This window comes from Nitrospira moscoviensis (genome assembly GCF_001273775.1).
GTDB lineage: Bacteria > Nitrospirota > Nitrospiria > Nitrospirales > Nitrospiraceae > Nitrospira_D > Nitrospira_D moscoviensis.
Genome location: NZ_CP011801.1, coordinates 3,820,556 through 3,837,711 on the forward strand (window position 1 = coordinate 3,820,556; position 17,156 = coordinate 3,837,711).

Annotated in this window: 16 protein-coding genes and 2 tRNA genes; 10 read left to right on the forward strand and 8 right to left on the reverse strand. The window is 63.7% G+C overall.

Features of this window, described 5'->3' with window-relative positions:
• Positions 1 to 69 precede the first annotated feature (69 nt).
• Genes NITMOv2_RS24095 through NITMOv2_RS18580 form a run of 3 tightly spaced genes read left to right on the forward strand, consistent with a single transcriptional unit; the run spans position 70 to position 1,016 of the window.
• Positions 70 to 225, forward strand: a complete 156-nt coding sequence (locus tag NITMOv2_RS24095) for a hypothetical protein (RefSeq protein WP_187299268.1) — start codon at positions 70 to 72, stop codon at positions 223 to 225.
• A gap of 55 nt (positions 226 to 280) precedes the next feature.
• The gene (locus tag NITMOv2_RS18575) at positions 281 to 592 is read left to right on the forward strand and encodes a hypothetical protein (protein WP_053381288.1); all 312 of its coding nucleotides are present in this window, start codon (positions 281 to 283) and stop codon (positions 590 to 592) included.
• Between the two features lie 10 nt (positions 593 to 602).
• Positions 603 to 1,016 (forward strand): hypothetical protein, encoded by a 414-nt coding sequence (locus NITMOv2_RS18580; protein ID WP_145976424.1) that lies wholly within the window; start codon positions 603 to 605, stop codon positions 1,014 to 1,016.
• Between the two features lie 16 nt (positions 1,017 to 1,032).
• Here NITMOv2_RS18580 and NITMOv2_RS18585 read toward each other — a convergent pair whose 3' ends face one another.
• Positions 1,033 to 1,419: a hypothetical protein gene (locus tag NITMOv2_RS18585; protein WP_053381290.1), complete on the reverse strand. Its 387-nt coding sequence runs from the start codon at positions 1,417 to 1,419 to the stop codon at positions 1,033 to 1,035.
• A 364-nt stretch (positions 1,420 to 1,783) separates the two neighbouring features.
• Between NITMOv2_RS18585 and NITMOv2_RS18590 the strand changes: the two genes are divergently transcribed.
• The gene (locus NITMOv2_RS18590) at positions 1,784 to 1,972 is read left to right on the forward strand and encodes a hypothetical protein (protein ID WP_053381291.1); all 189 of its coding nucleotides are present in this window, start codon (positions 1,784 to 1,786) and stop codon (positions 1,970 to 1,972) included.
• A 25-nt stretch (positions 1,973 to 1,997) separates the two neighbouring features.
• On the opposite strand, the gene NITMOv2_RS18595 is transcribed toward NITMOv2_RS18590, so the two are convergent.
• Positions 1,998 to 3,635, reverse strand: a complete 1,638-nt coding sequence (locus NITMOv2_RS18595) for an acetolactate synthase large subunit (protein WP_053381292.1) — start codon at positions 3,633 to 3,635, stop codon at positions 1,998 to 2,000.
• Between the two features lie 135 nt (positions 3,636 to 3,770).
• Between NITMOv2_RS18595 and aceE the strand changes: the two genes are divergently transcribed.
• From aceE to lpdA, 3 genes are all read left to right on the forward strand, one after another.
• Positions 3,771 to 6,452, forward strand: a complete 2,682-nt coding sequence (gene aceE / locus NITMOv2_RS18600) for a pyruvate dehydrogenase (acetyl-transferring), homodimeric type (protein ID WP_053381293.1) — start codon at positions 3,771 to 3,773, stop codon at positions 6,450 to 6,452.
• 33 nt (positions 6,453 to 6,485) lie between these two features.
• Positions 6,486 to 7,817, forward strand: coding sequence for a dihydrolipoamide acetyltransferase family protein (locus NITMOv2_RS18605; RefSeq protein WP_053381294.1), 1,332 nt, complete (start codon positions 6,486 to 6,488; stop codon positions 7,815 to 7,817).
• A 150-nt stretch (positions 7,818 to 7,967) separates the two neighbouring features.
• Positions 7,968 to 9,383, forward strand: a complete 1,416-nt coding sequence (gene lpdA / locus NITMOv2_RS18610) for a dihydrolipoyl dehydrogenase (RefSeq protein WP_053381295.1) — start codon at positions 7,968 to 7,970, stop codon at positions 9,381 to 9,383.
• A gap of 40 nt (positions 9,384 to 9,423) precedes the next feature.
• Here the strand turns inward: lpdA and NITMOv2_RS18615 are convergent, their stop codons facing one another.
• The 4 genes from NITMOv2_RS18615 to NITMOv2_RS18630 form a co-directional block, all read right to left on the reverse strand.
• Positions 9,424 to 9,768: a hypothetical protein gene (locus NITMOv2_RS18615; RefSeq protein ID WP_053381296.1), complete on the reverse strand. Its 345-nt coding sequence runs from the start codon at positions 9,766 to 9,768 to the stop codon at positions 9,424 to 9,426.
• 55 nt (positions 9,769 to 9,823) lie between these two features.
• Positions 9,824 to 10,072: a CsbD family protein gene (locus tag NITMOv2_RS18620; RefSeq protein WP_053381297.1), complete on the reverse strand. Its 249-nt coding sequence runs from the start codon at positions 10,070 to 10,072 to the stop codon at positions 9,824 to 9,826.
• 411 nt (positions 10,073 to 10,483) lie between these two features.
• Positions 10,484 to 10,559, reverse strand: a tRNA-Lys gene (locus NITMOv2_RS18625).
• Positions 10,560 to 10,732: 173 nt separating this feature from the next.
• On the reverse strand, positions 10,733 to 12,049 hold the full coding sequence (locus tag NITMOv2_RS18630; protein WP_053381298.1) for an adenylosuccinate synthase: 1,317 nt from the start codon (positions 12,047 to 12,049) through the stop codon (positions 10,733 to 10,735).
• Positions 12,050 to 12,293: 244 nt separating this feature from the next.
• Between NITMOv2_RS18630 and NITMOv2_RS18635 the strand changes: the two genes are divergently transcribed.
• Both NITMOv2_RS18635 and NITMOv2_RS18640 read left to right on the forward strand, forming a co-directional pair.
• A tRNA-Ala gene (locus tag NITMOv2_RS18635) sits at positions 12,294 to 12,369 on the forward strand.
• Between the two features lie 237 nt (positions 12,370 to 12,606).
• A complete protein-coding gene (locus tag NITMOv2_RS18640; RefSeq protein ID WP_053381299.1) occupies positions 12,607 to 14,448 on the forward strand; it encodes an ABC-F family ATP-binding cassette domain-containing protein in 1,842 nt (613 codons plus the stop codon).
• Here NITMOv2_RS18640 and NITMOv2_RS18645 read toward each other — a convergent pair.
• Both NITMOv2_RS18645 and NITMOv2_RS18650 read right to left on the reverse strand, forming a co-directional pair.
• The gene (locus NITMOv2_RS18645) at positions 14,445 to 14,831 is read right to left on the reverse strand and encodes a PilZ domain-containing protein (RefSeq protein ID WP_053381300.1); all 387 of its coding nucleotides are present in this window, start codon (positions 14,829 to 14,831) and stop codon (positions 14,445 to 14,447) included. The two genes, NITMOv2_RS18640 and NITMOv2_RS18645, sit on opposite strands and share 4 nt — an antisense overlap.
• A 50-nt stretch (positions 14,832 to 14,881) precedes the next feature.
• Positions 14,882 to 16,177, reverse strand: coding sequence for a replication-associated recombination protein A (locus tag NITMOv2_RS18650; RefSeq protein ID WP_053381301.1), 1,296 nt, complete (start codon positions 16,175 to 16,177; stop codon positions 14,882 to 14,884).
• Between the two features lie 122 nt (positions 16,178 to 16,299).
• On the opposite strand from NITMOv2_RS18650, the gene NITMOv2_RS18655 reads away from it, so the two are divergent.
• A complete protein-coding gene (locus NITMOv2_RS18655; RefSeq protein ID WP_053381302.1) occupies positions 16,300 to 17,091 on the forward strand; it encodes an alpha/beta fold hydrolase in 792 nt (263 codons plus the stop codon).
• The last annotated feature ends 65 nt before the right edge of the window (positions 17,092 to 17,156 follow it).

Here is a 17,156-nt window from a genome sequence, read left to right on the forward strand (position 1 = left end):
GGGGCGCCTGTTGACCATCCTGACCCAGCCCCTTCCGGAGTCTCACGCGGGGCAAGGCGGGGACCCGGGATGCTGGCCCTGATCGCCCTATTCATGCTGACGCTGTTCACGTGGGGCGTCGCCATTTGGGCGACGATGGGCGAGGGCGAGCCGGCGCCCGACGAACAACCGGATGAGGGTGCGGCCCAGGAGGAGCAGCCGGCGGACCGGCACGAGGCGGCCTAGACGAGTGGGTGAAAGACACACGGACGTTTGTCAACAGCCGGCAAAGGTGACGACCATGAAATGCGCTCGCTGCGGAGGCCTTCAACTGTGGTCCCACTTCGCGAACCTGGGCAGCGCCGTGGGGGCCTGGGCGTATGACGGCTGGCGGTGCATGAATTGCGGCGATGTGGTGGATGCGTTGATTCTGGAGAATCGCAGTCTCCAGCAGGAGACGATCTCCGTCGCGCACCGCGTGCGGCCGTTCGGAGGCAATGTGGTCTGGCTGCGGGCCCGGCCGGACGCGTTGGACGACGACGCCGACTCGGACGACCCACCGGTGCCCCGCCGGGCCCAACACGAACGGCGCTCGCGCCAGATGGCCGGATAGCTTTGTCGCGGTGATGATCTCTGGCTGGCAACGAGTGGCCGTCGGACTGGCACTGCTGGGCACCGTCTCCGGCTGCGGCCCTTCCCAAACCAGGCCCGAGAATTCCGCCGTCCACGAGGTGCGGATCGAGGACGACGTGACGCCCACTCTCCTCTATGCCCAGCGAGGCGATGAGATCCGCTGGCATAACTTATTGCCGCATCCCGTGAAGCTCGGGCTTTTAGGCACCAACTGGCGCGATCATGTGGTGTGCCAGAAGGGGTTTCTGCGATTCGGGCAGGTGGACGACTTGGTCCTCATCCCGCCTCAGCAGTATGTGAGTCTCTGCTTCGCGCAACCCGGCACCGTCCGCTACAACGTGTGGCTCGACCCGCAGAACCTCACCGGCTCCATGACGCCGACCTCGACCATACGCATCGATTGACCGGGTGCACGGTTTCTTACAAGGCCCGGTTCGGAATCAGCCGCTGCAGCTCGCGCATGACGGGCGCCACGTCGTCCGGATGGAAGTGGTCTCGCGTCAAGGCGCGCTGCAGGAGAGCCGATGCTTGGCGGGCGTACTCCTGAGCCGAGACGTGGTTGTCGGTGATCGACGCCTTGACCGCCTGCTCGACCAGATACGTGATGTCGTGCACGTCCCGTTGAATCGACGCCTGCTTGGAATGCCACTTCGGACTTTTCCTGGCCGCTTGCTTGAGCGCGACTTCGACCCGCGCGATCACCTCTTCGCGCGCGCGAGCCTCCACCAAGCCGACGGCCGGCGGGAGCCCTCCCGCCAAGACCGTGGCGGGCGCGAGATGCATCAGCAACAACACCGTACAGATCATGGACGCCCCTTTCAGTTGGAACCATGCCGAAGAATGATGGCCGCGGACAGCGGCGAGCAAGAGGAGTGCCACTCTGCACCCCACGCATTATGCGATTTGGGTAAGGAGATGCCGTATCGGCGTACAGACTCCGCCGCCGATTAAGACAAAATTGGACGTGCCCGGACGTCCGACGGCTCCGGCGGACGCTCACTGGTCAGTCTGTTGAGGTCCGCAGCAATCCGGACGGTGCGCGCACGGGGAACAGGACAGGAACGGACATTGCCCCACTCCGTGCCCGCTGCGGCTCTGCGCCACTGGGGATTGTCCCGATGCCGGCGGCGGGTGTCCTGTTGCTAGAACACATATTCTATGAGGTGCCGTCATGCTTGTTGATGTCGACAGTGTCACAGGGAGCGCCTTGGTCGTCTTGTTGATGGGCGGCCTCATCACGGGCTTCAGCGTCTGGGTGGGTTGGCTCGCCATGCGGATCGGGTGCGATGATTCAAAGGGCCACGACATGCCGGCCTCGCTGCGAAACGGCAGCGGGTATTCGTTCCGGAAGGCGGCGTGACCGCCGGGCAAGAGATCGTGGTCCGCTAGGGAATGCGCTTCAGCCGGTCGGTGACGCGGACGTTCTCTCCATAATCCACCGGACAATCGATCACGGCCGGGCCGCCGCTCCTGAGCGCTTCCCGCAAGATCGGCGTGAGCTCGGTCGGGCCTTCCACCCGATATCCTTGCGCGCCGTAGGCCCGCGCATAGGCGACGAAATCGGGATTGCCGAACTCGACCGAGGACGCCCGGTTGAACCGGAGCGTCTGTTTCCACCGGATCACGCCGTATCCTCCGTCGCGCCAGATGAGGATCACCAGCGGGAGTTGCAGACGGACCGCCGTCTCGAGCTCCTGCGAGTTCATCATGAATCCGCCGTCGCCCGTCACCGCCACGATGCGGCGCGAAGGATAGAGGAGCTGCGCGGCCACGGCGCCGGGCAGCGCGATGCCCATCGCGGCGAAGCCGTTCGAGATCAGGCAGGTGTTGGGCGCGTAGCAGGGAAACATGCGGGCCATCCACAGCTTATGGGCGCCGACATCGCAGATCACCAGAGCGTCGGCAGGCAGGACATCACGCAGCTCTGTGATGATGCGCTGCGGACGCAGCGGCCAGCCGGCCGGGCCGGCTCCTTCCTCTTCCAATTGAGCGCCGACCGCCGCGCGCGCCCCTTCGGCCCATCGAGCTTCGAAGGGGGCCACGCCTTCCGCCAACCGGTCCAGCGCCTGTGCGAGATCACCCAGCACACCGACTTCGACGATGTAGTGCGCGTCCACGTCGGCGGGAGAGACATCCACATGGACCAAGCGTTTGTCCCGGTTGGGATTCCACAGACAGGGCGCATACTCCACGAAGTCGTACCCGACTGCGATGACCACGTCGGCCTGTTCGACCATTCTCGCCGCATAGTCCCGGCCGGGAAACCCGATCGTGTAGAGCGACAGGGGATCGGTGTCCGGCATGACGCCTTTCCCCATGAAGGTATGGACGACGGGGATCTGGAGCCGGCGCGCAAACCGCCGGACCGCCTCCTCGGCCCGCCGGCGGACGACACCGTTGCCCGCCAAGATGAGCGGCCGCTTGGCGCCCCGCAGAACGGCGACCGCCCGCGCCACTTGCACGGCCGAGGGCTCGGGCACGCGCGGCGATTGCACCCGGAGCGGCGGCACGACCGCCGATTCATCGACCCGCTCGGCCGCCACGTCTTCCGGGATTTCCAGATGGACCGCGCCGGGCTTTTCGGTTTCGGCCAGCTTGAACGCCTTGCGCACCGTTTCGGGAATCATCGCCGGCGTCGCGATCACGCCGTTCCATTTGGTGATGGGCTTGAAGAGCGCCGGCAGGTCGATGTACTGGTGCGACTGGCTGTGTTTCCGTTCGGTGGACACCTGCCCGCTGATCGCCACCAGCGGCGCATGGTCCAGGTTGGCGTCGGCGACGCCGGTGATCAAATTGGTCGCGCCGGGGCCCAGCGTCGACAGGCAGACGCCGGCCCTGCCGGTCAGCCGGCCGTAGACGTCCGCCATGAAGGCCGCGCCCTGTTCGTGCCGTGTCGTGATGAAGCGCAGGGACGAATTCAGCACGGCATCCGTGATCTCGAGTGTTTCCTCGCCCGGCACGCCGAACAGCCATTGCACCCCTTCATGCTCGAGGCAGCGTATCAGCAGATCGGCGGCTCTCATATGATTCTCCCTGCGTCTCCGAACTTGTCTTCATTCTACCGCGCCGGGCCGCCGGGCCACGAACACGGCAATTCCCCATAGGCGAACCGGTCGGGAGAAAGCGTATACTGTACGGACATGTCAGCGAAGGAACCCATGAGCGACGATCGCGCTGCTCCTCCACACACCGATACAGATCCGCAAGAGACGCAAGAGTGGCTGGACTCGCTGGACTACGTGTTGCAGGCTCAGGGCACCGACCGCGCGACGTATCTCTTCGACCGTCTCCGCGATCGGCTCGGCGCGCGAGGAGTGCGCGTCCCCGCGCCCCTCAATACGCCCTACGTCAACACGATCCCGGCCGCGGACGAACCGCCCTATCCCGGCAATCTGGAGGTCGAGCGCCGCATTCGCAGTCTGATCCGCTGGAACGCCATGGCGATGGTGGTCAAAGCCAACAAGAACAAGCCGGGCATCGGCGGCCACATTTCGACCTACGCGTCGGCGGCGACGCTGTATGAAGTCGGCTTCAATCATTTTTTCCATGGCCGGGACGGCGAGCACCCAGGTGATCTCGTCTATTTCCAAGGGCACGCGGCGCCGGGCATCTATGCGCGCGGCTATGTGGAAGGACGGTTCCCCGAAGAGGCGTTGCACCATTTTCGATCCGAGACAGAGCGCGGCAGGGGATTGTCGTCCTATCCGCACCCCTGGCTGATGCCCGACTATTGGGAATTTCCCACGGTCTCGATGGGCCTCGGCCCCATCATGTCCATCTATCAGGCGCGCTTCAACCGCTATCTGCAGGACCGAGGCCTCAAAGAGACGAGCCGCCAGCGCGTGTGGGCCTTCGTCGGCGACGGCGAAATGGATGAGCCGGAAAGTCTCGGCGCGCTCACGCTCGCCGCCCGGGAGCGGCTGGATAATCTGACGTGGGTCATCAATTGCAACCTCCAGCGGCTCGACGGTCCGGTGCGCGGCAACGGGAAAATCATCCAAGAGCTGGAAGCGATGTTCCGCGGCGCCGGCTGGCACGTCATCAAAGTGATCTGGGGCAGCGAGTGGGATCCCTTGCTCGCCCAGGACGACGAAGGCCTGCTGGTGAAGCGGATGGGCGAGGTTGTCGACGGGTGGTACCAGAAGTACACGGTGGAAGGCGGTGCGTTCGCACGAAAACATTTTTTCGGCGCCGATCCCCGGCTGCTCAAGATGGTCGAGCACTACTCGGACGAACAGATTCACAAGCTCCTGCGCGGCGGGCACGATCCGCGCAAGGTCTACGCCGCCTACAGAGCCGCCGTGGAGCACCGCGGGCGGCCCACCGTGATCCTGGCCAAGACCGTCAAAGGCTACGGGTTGGGCGAAGCCGGTGAAGGGCGGAACGTCACGCACCAGCAAAAAAAGATGAACGAGCAGGAGCTGCGCGAGTTCCGCACCAGATTCGGCGTGCCGATCCGGGACGAGGAACTGGCGGCGACGCCGTTCTACCGGCCGCCCGCCGGCAGCCCGGAAGCCCGCTATCTGGCCGAGCGCCTCACCGCCATGGGCGGTCCTGTCCCCCGGCGTCGAGTGACGGTGGAGCCGATGGAGACGCCGGCGCTCGACCAGTTCAAAGAGTTCCTCGAAGGGTCGAGCGGGCGGGCGGTGTCGACGACGATGGGCTTTGCCCGCATGCTGGGCCGCCTGCTCGGGATCAAACCGTTCGGGCGCTCCATCGTGCCGATCATCCCCGACGAAGCCCGCACGTTCGGACTGGAGGCGCTGTTCCGCCAGTATGGGATCTACTCGCCTATCGGACAGCTCTACGAGCCGGCCGACAAAAGCTCACTGCTCTATTATTTCGAAGCCGCCGACGGACAGATCCTCGAAGAGGGCATCACCGAGGCGGGAGCGATGTGCTCGACCATCGCGGCCGGCACGGCCTACGCGACCCATGGCGTGAACACGATTCCCTTCTTTATCTACTACTCCATGTTCGGCTTTCAGCGCGTGGGCGACTTGATCTGGGCCGCTTCCGACATGCGCACCCGCGGGTTCCTGTTGGGCGCCACGGCGGGCCGCACGACGCTGGAAGGCGAGGGTTTGCAACATCAGGATGGGCACAGCCACTTGATGGCCGGCGCCTTCCCGACGGTCGCGGCCTACGACCCGGCCTTCATGTTCGAGCTCGCCGTCATTCTGCAAGACGGCTTGAAGCGCATGTACCAGGATCAGGAGCCGCTGCTCTATTACATCACCCTCTACAACGAGACGTATCCCATGCCGTCGATGCCGCCGAATGCGGAAGAAGGCATCCGCGAGGGGATGTATAAGTTCCGCCCCGCGCCGCACGCCGGCCGCCATCGCGCGCAGATTTTGGCGAGCGGTCCGTTGATCCACGAGGCGTTGCGCGCCCAGAACCTGCTGCTGGAACGGTACGGCGTGGCCGCCGATGTCTGGAGCGTGACGAGTTACAAGACGCTGCGCGTCCGCGCGCTCGAAGCCGACCGTTGGAACAGGCTGCACCCCGAAGAACCGCCCCGCGAGAGCTACCTCCACAAAACCGTGCGGGGACAAGAGGGACCGTTTATCGCCGTCAGCGATTATGTCCGCCTCGTCAGCGAACAAATCGCTCCCTGGCTTCCGGGCGGCTTGCTGGCGCTCGGCACCGACGGCTTCGGCCGGAGCGACACCCGCCACGCCCTCCGGAACTTCTTTGAAACCAGCTCCGCGCACATCGTCGTCGCGACATTGTATGCGTTGCACAGACAGCGGGGGACTGTCGACGCCCACGACGTTGCGCAGGCGGCCCGCGATTTGGGCGTGGAGACGGAGGGCCCGGCGCCATGGCGGCGGTGAGCCGACAGAGAACCGGTCAAGGACGAGTGAGCCATGAAGGTTGAGCTTCCTTTTCTCGCCGAAGGCGTCGAAGGCGGCGATGTCGTGCAGGTGCTGGTCGCCGAGGGCGAGCGGGTCACCGAAGGGCAATCGCTGATCGAGCTGGAGACCGACAAAGCGACCGTGCCGGTGCCGTCGCCCGTCGCCGGCACCGTCGCCAAGCTGCTCATCCGTCAGGGCGACCATCTCCAAGTCGGCCAGGCGATCGTCGAGTTGGACGGCGCACAGGAAGGACAGCCGGCTCAGCCCACGTCGAAGCCGGCGGCGCCTGCCGCGCCTCAGACGGAGCCGCCGCCTCCGCAGGCACAGGCGGCACCGGACCGCGGCAATGAGGAACCGGACGCGAAGCAGGCTCCACCCCGATCCGTCGCCGAGCAGCCGGCGGCTGCAACCTCGGCCGAGCGCGGCTCCGCTTCAGCGGGGGCCGCCGTCCCTGCTTCGCCGTCGGTGCGCCGGCTCGCGCGCGAACTGGGAGTGGATCTCGCTCGGGTGCAAGGCTCCGAATCCGGGGGCCGCATTACGGCCGAAGACGTCAAAGCCTATGTGCGGGAGCGGACGAGGCGCACGGAAGCCCGTCCGGACGGCGGTGCCGGACAAGGCGGCGATCGCTTTACCACCCTGTACGGCAGCGAGCGGCGCGAAGCCCTCCCCTCCCTTCGGCGGAAGATCGCCGCCAACATGGCGCAGGCCTGGAGTACCATCCCTCACGTCCATCAGTTCCAAGAGGCCGACATCACCGACCTGCTGGTACTACAAGAGCGGTACGCGCCCAAGTTCAAAGAGAAGGGCGTCCGGCTGACCATGACGAGCCTGCTCCTCAAAGCCGTGACGCATGCGTTGAAGCTGTATCCCCAGTTGAACGCCACGATCGATCTGACCAACGGGGAGGTCGTCTACAAGGATTATTACAACATCGGCGTCGCGGTCGACACGCCGGCGGGCCTGATCGTCCCGGTGATCCATCAGGTCGACAGGAAAGACCTGTTCCAGATTTCCGTGGAGCTGGCCGACTTGGCCGAACGCACCAGGAACCGGCAAGTGAAGCTGGAGGAGTTGCGCGGAGCGACCTTTACCGTGAGCAACATGGGCGGGATCGGCGCCGGGCCCTTCATGCCCATTATCAATCCGCCCGAAGTCGGGATCCTGGGTGTCGGGCGCGGGCGGATGACGCCGGTGTATCGCGACGGCGGATTCGTCCCGCGGACGATGCTGCCGCTGTGCGTGGCCTACGACCATCGCCTCGTCGACGGCGCCGTCGGCGCGCGGTTTACCAACGAGATCGTCAAGGTGCTCGAAGACTTTCAAGCGATGTTCTTGGGACTGTAAAGCGGTTTGTCTGGTTTGTTTGGTTTGTTTGGTTTGTTTGGTTTATTTGGTTCATCGGTCAACAACACACACAGATAAACGGGGCCGGAGAAGTGAGACCAGACGGAGGCGCTGAGCACACATTTTCGAACCAGACAAACCAGAGAGACCATGAATCAAACAAACCCTTACGACGTCATCGTCATCGGCGCGGGACCCGGCGGATACGCCGCCGCCTTCCGCGCCGCGGACCTCGGCCTGCGTACCGCCCTGGTGGATGAAGATCCCCGGCTCGGCGGCGTATGCCTGTTGCGGGGATGCATTCCGTCGAAAGCCTTGCTGCACGCCGCCCGCTTGATCACCGACGCGGAAGAAGCCCGGGCGTGGGGCATCCACTTCGAAAAGCCACGGTTGGATACGGAGGCGCTGCGCCGGCAAGTCGAGACGGTGGTCGGCAAACTCGTGCAGGGCGTCCAGACTTTGGCGCGCAGCCGCAAGGTCGACGTCTTTCAGGCGCGGGCCACCTTCAAGAATGCCACGACGCTGGCGCTCTCAGGCTCGGAGGCGCCGCGCGAGCTGCCTTTCAACCATGCCATCCTTGCCACCGGCTCGCGGCCTGTGATCCCAAGATCGCTGCAGATCGAGGACCCGCGTATCATGGATTCCACCGGCGCGCTCAATCTGCCCGATGTTCCAAGACGCCTGCTGGTCGTCGGCGGCGGCTACATCGGCATGGAGTTGGGGACTGTCTACGACGCATTAGGCACCGAGGTGACCGTCGTGGAGGCGCTGCCACGCCTGCTCACCGGTGCCGATCCCGATTTGGTGCGCCCGCTGCACCAACGGATGCAACGCCGGTTCAAGGCGATCCGCTTCGATACGCTCGTTGAACGACTGGAGGCGCGGAAGGAGGGGATCGCGGCGACATTGAAGGGCCCGGAGGGAACCGCAGTCGACCTGTTCGATCGCGTGCTCGTCGCGGTCGGGCGTGCGCCCAACAGCGGAAATCTTGGCCTGGAACAGACGAACGTGAAGATCTCGTCCCACGGCTTTGTCGAGGTCGACCGGCAGATGCGCACGGCCGAGCCGTCGATCTTCGCCATCGGCGACGTGGTCGGCGAGCCGATGCTGGCCCACAAAGCCACCCATCAAGGGCGAGTCGCCGCCGACGTGATCGCCGGCAACCCCGCTTCCTTCGACGCCGCGGCCGTTCCCGCCGTCGTCTTCACCGATCCGGAAATCGCCTGGTGCGGCCTCACGGAAGAAGCGGCGAAGGCATCCGGGCAAGCCGTCGCCAAAGCCAAGTTCCCTTGGGGCGCCTCGGGCCGCGCCGCGACACTCGGTCGGACCGAGGGGCTCACGAAGTTGATCGTTGACCCGGACTCGGGCCGGGTCCTCGGCGTGGGCATCTGCGGGGTCGGGGCAGGCGAGCTGATTTCCGAGGGTGTCCTGGCCATCGAGATGGGCGCGGTCGCGGAAGACGTCGCCGCCTCCATCCATCCACATCCCACCCTGAGCGAGACGATCATGGAGGCGGCCGAAACGTTCACCGGCCAAGCCACCCACTTCTTCTCGCCGAAGCGGTAAAGACCCTCTGCTTCGCCCACTGAGATAATAGGCGACGGTTCTATTGCCAGCTCCGATGGACTTCACTGACACGCTCGAGGCCGTCCGCCATGTCGATTGTCCATAGAACATCGTCCGGGATGAGAACGACCTTCAGGTCTGCGCAATGGCCGTTGGCCTCAGATCCCAATTCCTCCACGACGCGGACGAGATGTTCGTCGTCCCGGGGTATCAAGGCGCCGTACCGATTCAAGCTGGGCTCCCGCGGACCGGCGGCTGCCGGCCAATGGGCGCCCCGATCTTCTTCCCTCAGCGCATCGGGTTGGCCCAACGCGCGTAGTCGGACGATGGCTTTATGGCTCACGCAAAAGCGGTCATAGCTGACATTGATCACAATTTTCTTCATACGCCCTCCGGATGAGACCGTGAACGCGACCGCCGGTGGTCTGGGCGCCGAACTGTCAGGATGCCGGCGTCGGTTTCGGATCGGCGTAACCGATATAGTTCCCGCTCCAATGACAGTATCGCCGGTCGGCCCATGTGCGGACCTCGTCTTTTTGCGCCGCGCCGTATCGTCGTTCGAGGACAAGAGAAAACTTGCCGAGATCCCCCGCGATGTCCTGCAAATCCGTCTCGGTAATCTTGTCCCACTTCGCTTTCAATGGCGCCTGGAGTTGTTCCCAAAACTGGCGAAATTGTTCTTGGTTCATTGGATCGCTCCTTTCGTGAAAGTGAATCGACACACGCAGTTCCTGCGGGTCGTCAACCACGGTGCCGTGGCCCGATCCGGCATGAAGAATTCGGCGTAAAGGCGGCGGAGACCGGGGAATCAGACGCGCAGGATGATGGAAGACGGCGCGAGAGATGGGACAGTCGACGTGGCTCAGTACGTCTTGGCGCACCCTACAGGAACGCGAGGGACAATGTCAAACTCAGCGGAGCGTTGTACTCCGCCTTCCACCGGCCTTTTAATGTGCCGGCGCCGATTTATTGTTGGCTGTCGCCGCGCCGGATGTGCTAGCGCGGAGATGATCTATAGGAACGTGTTCGGCCGGAAAGTGTCCCATGACTGTCCAATGGAGGCTCATTGGACAAGGCGATAATCATAAGCACATGAAAAGTGGTGAGCCGGCTGGGACTCGAACCCAGGGCCCTCGCCTTAAAAGGGCGATGCTCTACCGACTGAGCTACCGGCTCACGGCGGGATGTTGAACACCAGCCGCCTACGTCGTTCGCCGCTTGCGACGTACCCAACGGCGGTACGCCTCAGCGCCTCGCTCGTTGCGGCCTCGTTGGCGACGGTGTTGAACACCCGCAGGACAGGATGCGCATTCTACCACTCGTGGAAGGCGAATGACCACCGCTGATTTTTAGCGGTGTTTGGAACGGCGGATGGAGCACTTCAGCGGATTGCGCAGCACGATGGTTTCGGCCCGCTTGGAGCCGGTGGAAATCATGTCGATCCGGCAGCCCGCCAGCTCTTCGATGCGGGCGAGGTAGCGCTTGGCCTCCGCCGGGAGCTGCTTGTAGGTCGTTGCGCCGGTTGTCGAAGCGCTCCAGCCTTTCATCCGCTGATACACCGGCTCGCAGCCGGTCAAGACGTCGAGGTCGGCCGGCATCTCTTTGTACAATGCCCCGCGATACGTGTAGCCGGTACACAGTTTCAATTCTTGGCACCCGTCCAACACATCCAGCTTGGTCACGGCAAGAGACGTCAGGCCGTTCACCTGTGTCGCGTGCCGGACGACGACGCCGTCGAACCAGCCGCAGCGGCGCGCCCGCCCCGTCGTCGAGCCGAATTCCCGCCCCCGCTCCTGCAGGCCCTGCCCTACGTCGTCGCTCAGCTCGGTGGGGAACGGCCCGCTGCCGACCCTGGTGCTGTAGGCTTTGGCGATGCCCATGACGGCGTCGATCATCGTGGGGCCGACGCCGGTGCCGGTGCAGGCGCCGCCCGCCGACGAGCTGGAGGAGGTGACGTAGGGGTACGTCCCGAAATCCACATCGAGGTGCGTCCCTTGCGCGCCTTCGAACAACACGGTCTTGTGCTTGCCGATCGCGCGATTCAGAAGCGTGGTGGTATCCACGATGTGGCTTTTGAGCCGTTCGGCATAGCCCATATATTGGGCGTAGACCTTATCGACCTGGAAGGTCTCCACTTTGTAGAGCCGCTCGAGAAACCAATTCATCTCGACCAGGTTTTCTTCGAGCTTCTTCCGGAACAGCGGCGGATTCAGCAGATCGCCCATGCGGATGCCGATCCGCGCCATCTTGTCGGCATAAGAGGGCCCGATGCCCCGTCCGGTTGTCCCGATCTTCCGCGACCCTTTGGATTGCTCGGACGCCCGGTCGATCGCTTTGTGGTACGGCAGAATCAAATGAGCCCGCTGGCTCACCGCGAAGTTCTTCCCGATCGCGATGCCCTTGGTCTGCAACTGATCCATTTCCTCGATGAGCGCTCCGGGATCGACGACGACGCCGTTGCCGATCACACAGATCGTCCCGCGATACAGAATCCCCGACGGGATCAGATGGAAGATATAGGTACCGCGCTCGTTGATGACGGTGTGGCCGGCGTTGCTGCCGCCCTGATACCGCACGACGATGTCGGCGTCGCGGGCCAGGATGTCGACGATCTTTCCCTTGCCTTCATCGCCCCACTGCGCGCCGATGATGACGAGATTCCCCATAGCCGAAATCGTACACCCAGGGTGGAATCAGAAAAAAAGGCTCTGACCAGACGAGAGATCAGAGCCGAAGCGGCCACATGGTAGGGGCCGCCCGGTGGTTTGTCAAGCGGATGTCCCGGCCCGACGATCGCTCCGGAGAGCGCTCGATCAAGCAAAACCCTCCGGCGCTTCCTTGACTGGCTGCATCCTGCATGTTAGCATGCCCAGACTTCTCGCGGAGTTATCTTCTCTCATTCATCCGGGTGGGGCTGTGGCGCAGCTGGGAGCGCGCGTGAATGGCATTCACGAGGTCGCGGGTTCAATCCCCGCCAGCTCCACCAAACCAACCTTCGGTTGACCCGGTCGTTCTTTTACGCAGTATCGTAACTGGGTGCGACCGGATAGAGTCTTCAACCCATGGTGATTGAATTGCTCGTACCGCCTCATAATTAAGGCGGCGGATAAATCCCTCAAGCGTTTCCACGACTCGTTCCCAGCGGTTGATATCGCCGGGTGATTAGAGGATCCAGCTCAAATGTCCTTGAATCATAACTCTCGCCGGTAAGTCGTACCTCACCATGCTCCAAATCGAATCGGTCAGTAAACAGTATTCCACGAAAGTCCTGCTCACGGAGGCCTCCGCACACTTGCGCCCGAGCTCGCGGGTCGGCCTCGTGGGGCCCAACGGCGCGGGCAAAACGACGCTGTTCCGCATGATCCTCGGCGAGGAGTCGCCGGACAAGGGCTCCATTCGCAAACGGCCTCGCCTCCGCATCGGCTATCTGCCGCAGGAGCTCGAAACCATCACCGGCAAGACGGTGCTGGATGCAGCCCATCGCGACGAATATCCGGAGTACGAAGCCAAGCGTATTTTGATGGGTCTGGGCTTTACGGAAGCGGACTTCGGCCGCCTGGTCGAGAAGCTGTCCGGGGGCTACCGCATGCGCGTGGCGCTGGCCCACTTGCTGCTGTCGAACCCCGATGTGCTGATGCTCGACGAGCCGACGAACCACCTGGACAAACCGACCCAGCGCTGGTTCGAGCAGTTTCTGCTCGGCTCGGGCATGACGCTGCTGATTATCAGCCACGACACGGCGTTTCTCGACCGCGTCGTCACCCATATCTGGGAGCTGCGGCACCACAAGATCGAGGAATACCGTGGCAACTATTCGGCCTTCCGTAAGCTGCGGGCGGAGCGTGATGCCCAGCTCCAGGCGGCGGCCGCCCGGCAGACGAAGGAAGTGGCGAGGGTGCAGAAATTCGTCGACCGCTTCCGATACCAGGCGAACAAAGCCAGCCAGGTCCAGTCGCGCATCAAGCAGCTCGAAAAGATCAAGATGATCGAGATCCAGCGCGATCCCAAGCGGGTGAAGTTCCGCTTTCCCGTTCCGGCCGCCAGCGGCCGCCAGGTACTCGAACTCTCCGGCGTCGCCAAGCGCTACGGCGAAAAAGTGGTCTATGAACATTTGGACTTTTCGGTGGAGCGCGGGCAACGGATCGCCCTCGTCGGAGAGAACGGCGCAGGGAAAAGCACGCTGCTCAAGATGCTCGCGGGCGTCCTGCCGCCCGATAAAGGCTCAAGGGCGGTCGGCCACGGCGTCACGCTCCACTACTTCGCCCAGCACCAGGCCGAGACGCTGAACCCGGAGCATACGATTCTTGAGTCGCTCGAGGAGGCGACGAAGCACGCCGAGATGAATTTCTTGCGCGGCATCGCCGGCGCCTTTCTCTTCTCCGGCGAAGACCAGAAGAAGCCGATCAAGGCCTTGAGCGGCGGCGAGCGCAACCGCGTGGCGCTCGCCCGCATGCTCGTGGAACCGGCCAACACGCTGCTGCTCGACGAGCCGACGAACCACCTCGACCCGTCATCGGTCGACGTGCTGACGGACGCCATGACGGAATTCCCCGGCACGATCATTTTCATTTCGCACGACCCGACGTTCCTCGCCCGGATCGCCACGCGCGTGGTCGAGATCGAAGACGGGCGCGCGCGCAACTTCATGGGGGACTACGAATACTATCTGTGGAAGAAGGCGCAGGAGCTTGACTCGATCAAGGAAACCAGCGAAGAGCTGGAGGGGAACGGAAAACACAAGTCGCCGGCGCCGACCAGAGCGATGGCGCAGCAGACTCCGACCAAAGGTGCGGGCGGGGAACGGCGCGATCTCGCCAAGACACAGCAGCGGCTTGAGAAGCAGGTGGCGCGAGCGGAAGCGGACATCGCCGAATCCGAAAAGAAGGTCAAGGCCAGAGAAGCCGAATTGGCGGATCCGAAGCTGTACGAAGATTTCGGCCGATGGAACGAGCTCCATCAGGAGCAGGAAGCCTGGAAGCGCGAGTTGGAACGCTTGACGTCCCGGTGGGAGTCGCTCTCGGCCGAGCTGGAGGAGGTCAAACAGAAGCTGACGGCCCTGCGCTAGGCAGAAGACTTGATGGTTTCTTCCAGGTAGTAATACAGCCAGCGGTTTTTTTCTTTCGTCACCAACTCGTCCCACACCACGCCGATCAGGAAACCTTTTTCCCAGGGCTTCACCCAGGCCACCGTCCCGTCGAGTTTTTCCTGCTGCTCGGCCTGATCGGAATCCAGGAAGGCCAGGGACACGGTGACTTTCTCATTCGCCGGGAATTTGTCTTTCGTCCGCAGCCCGGCGCCGATGCGATTGACATTGTCGAGCACCGCCGTGGAGGCGCGTCCCCCGCTTTTCGGCGCGATGAGCGCCGAACCAACGAGCGTGGCGCGCACGAACCTTCGCCGCTCGCTCGGTGCAACCGTGCTCGCCGCTTTGGGTTCCCCCTTCTTCATCCTGTCTAAGTATAACCGATTAGACGGCTTTGTAAACCTCTAAAATGGCCCTATTTGCCGGGCTTCGGGCGATAGTACCGGCGTCCCTTGAGGGGATCCGGAAGATGGGATTGCTCGGTGGCGGCAGCCGGATCGTCATGGACATACCGGTAGCCTTGGCCGTACCCCAGGTCTTTCATGAGGGAAGTGACGGCATTTCTCAGATGGAGCGGTACGCCCAGATTTCCGTGGGTTTGGGTGTCCTTCAGCGCCTCCAGGAGCCCCACGTAGGACGCGTTGTCCTTTGGCCGGGAGGCCAGATAGGTCGTCCCGTGGGCGAGGTTGATTTGCGCCTCCGGCAGGCCGACGAATTGGACCGCCTGGGCCACCGCCGTCGCGACGACCAGGGCGGAAGGGTCCGCATTGCCGATGTCTTCCGAGGCGAAGATCACCATCCGCCTCGCAATGAACTTGGGGTCCTCCCCCGCCTCCAGCATGCGGGCGAGCCAGTAGAGGGCTCCGTCCGGGTCCGAATCGCGGAGGCTTTTAATGTAGGCGGAGATGACGTTGTAATGCTCCTCTCCCGTCTTGTCGTAACGCAGGGATTTCTTCAGGAGCGCGGCGGCGACCGTGTGTTCGTCAATGTAGACGGAGCCGTCCGGCTGCCGAGGCGCCTGCTGCACGATGAATTCCAGGGCCGTCAGCAGCGCCCGCGCATCGCCGTTCCCGTAGGCCACCACGCGCTGTTTCGCCGGGTCGGTCATCGTCACCGCCCAATGCCCGAAGCCTCGCTCCGGGTCGCGCAAGGCCCGTTCGAGGATCGCTTTCAGGGCGCTCTCCGCGAGGGGTTGCAGGACGACGACGAGCGAGCGGGAGAGCAGGGGCGCGATGACTTCGAACGAGGGATTCTCCGTGGTCGCCCCGACAAGGATGATGGTGCCCCGCTCGACATGGGGCAGAAAGGCGTCCTGTTGCGCTTTATTGAAACGATGGATCTCGTCCACGAACAGCACGGTCTTCTGCTGATGCAGCGCCAGACGGTGCTCCGCCGCCTTGATGATGTCGCGCAGCTCGGCGATGCCGCCGGTCACGGCCGAAAATAGCGCAAAATGCGCGGCGGTGTGGCGGGCAATGAGGCGGGCGAGCGTGGTCTTGCCCGTTCCCGGGGGGCCCCAAAAGATCACCGATGAAAGACGATCCGTCTCGATCGCGTGGCGCAACGGGCGGCCGGGGCCCACGATCTCGTCCTGCCCGACGAAGTCGTCGAAGGCCTCGGGCCGCATCCGCTCGGCCAACGGAGCGGCGGAAGAGGCCGGTTTTCGTTCCGGACCGGCAAAGAGGTCGGCTGATTGCTGCTTGCGCGCCATGGTGATGGACAGATCTTATACGCCTTTTGGCAGGCGCCGCAAAGGCGGCCGGTGGCAAGCCGAACTTGACGCCTCGATGAACCCGATGCTACCAACGGGCATGGCACCACGATGGAGGAGGCATGAAGGCCACGATCAACGGCGTCACGATTGCCTATGACGATCAGGGAAGCGGACTTCCGCTGGTCTTTTTGCACGCCTTTCCGCTGAATCGCCGTATGTGGCGAGACCAAGCCGAGGCGCTGTCGTCGACATTCCGCATCGTGACCATCGACCTGCGCGGTCACGGCGAATCGGACGCGCCGCTCTGGCGCTACACCCTCGACCAGGCGGCCGAGGACATACGGGCCCTCCTCGATCATCTCTCGATTCGCGGCGCCGTGTTCGTCGGCCTGTCAATGGGCGGCTACATCTGCTTCGCCTTCCATCGACGGTATGCCGACCGGATGAAGGGATTGATCCTGGCCGATACGAAAGCGCAGGCCGACACGCCGGAAGGGCGGGACAGCCGCTTTCAGATGGCGCAGGTCGCGTATCGAAAAGGGACGGGAGCCATCGCCGACATGATGATTCCCCGGTTGCTGGCTCCGGCCACGGTGCAACAGAGACCGGAGCTCGTCCGAGCCGTCCGGGCGATGATCGAAGGGAATGAGGTGAGCGGGATCGCAGGGGATCTGATGGCGATGGCGGAGCGGGCCGATTCGACGCCGCTCTTAGGCGGCATCCGATGCCCCACGCAGATTATCGTAGGAGAGCTGGACCAGCCCACGCCCCTAGCTGACGCGCAACTTATGGTTGATCAAATTCCCGGCGCGAGCCTCGCCGTCATTCCGGAAGCCGCCCATCTGTCGAACCTCGAGCAGCCGGACGAATTTACGCAGATCGTAGAGCGGTTTGCATCTCAACTGGCGTGAACGAACAGCGCCCCCGGGCCGCCAAGGCGGCGCGTTCCCGTTGAGACGTGCGAGAACGCCGCGTC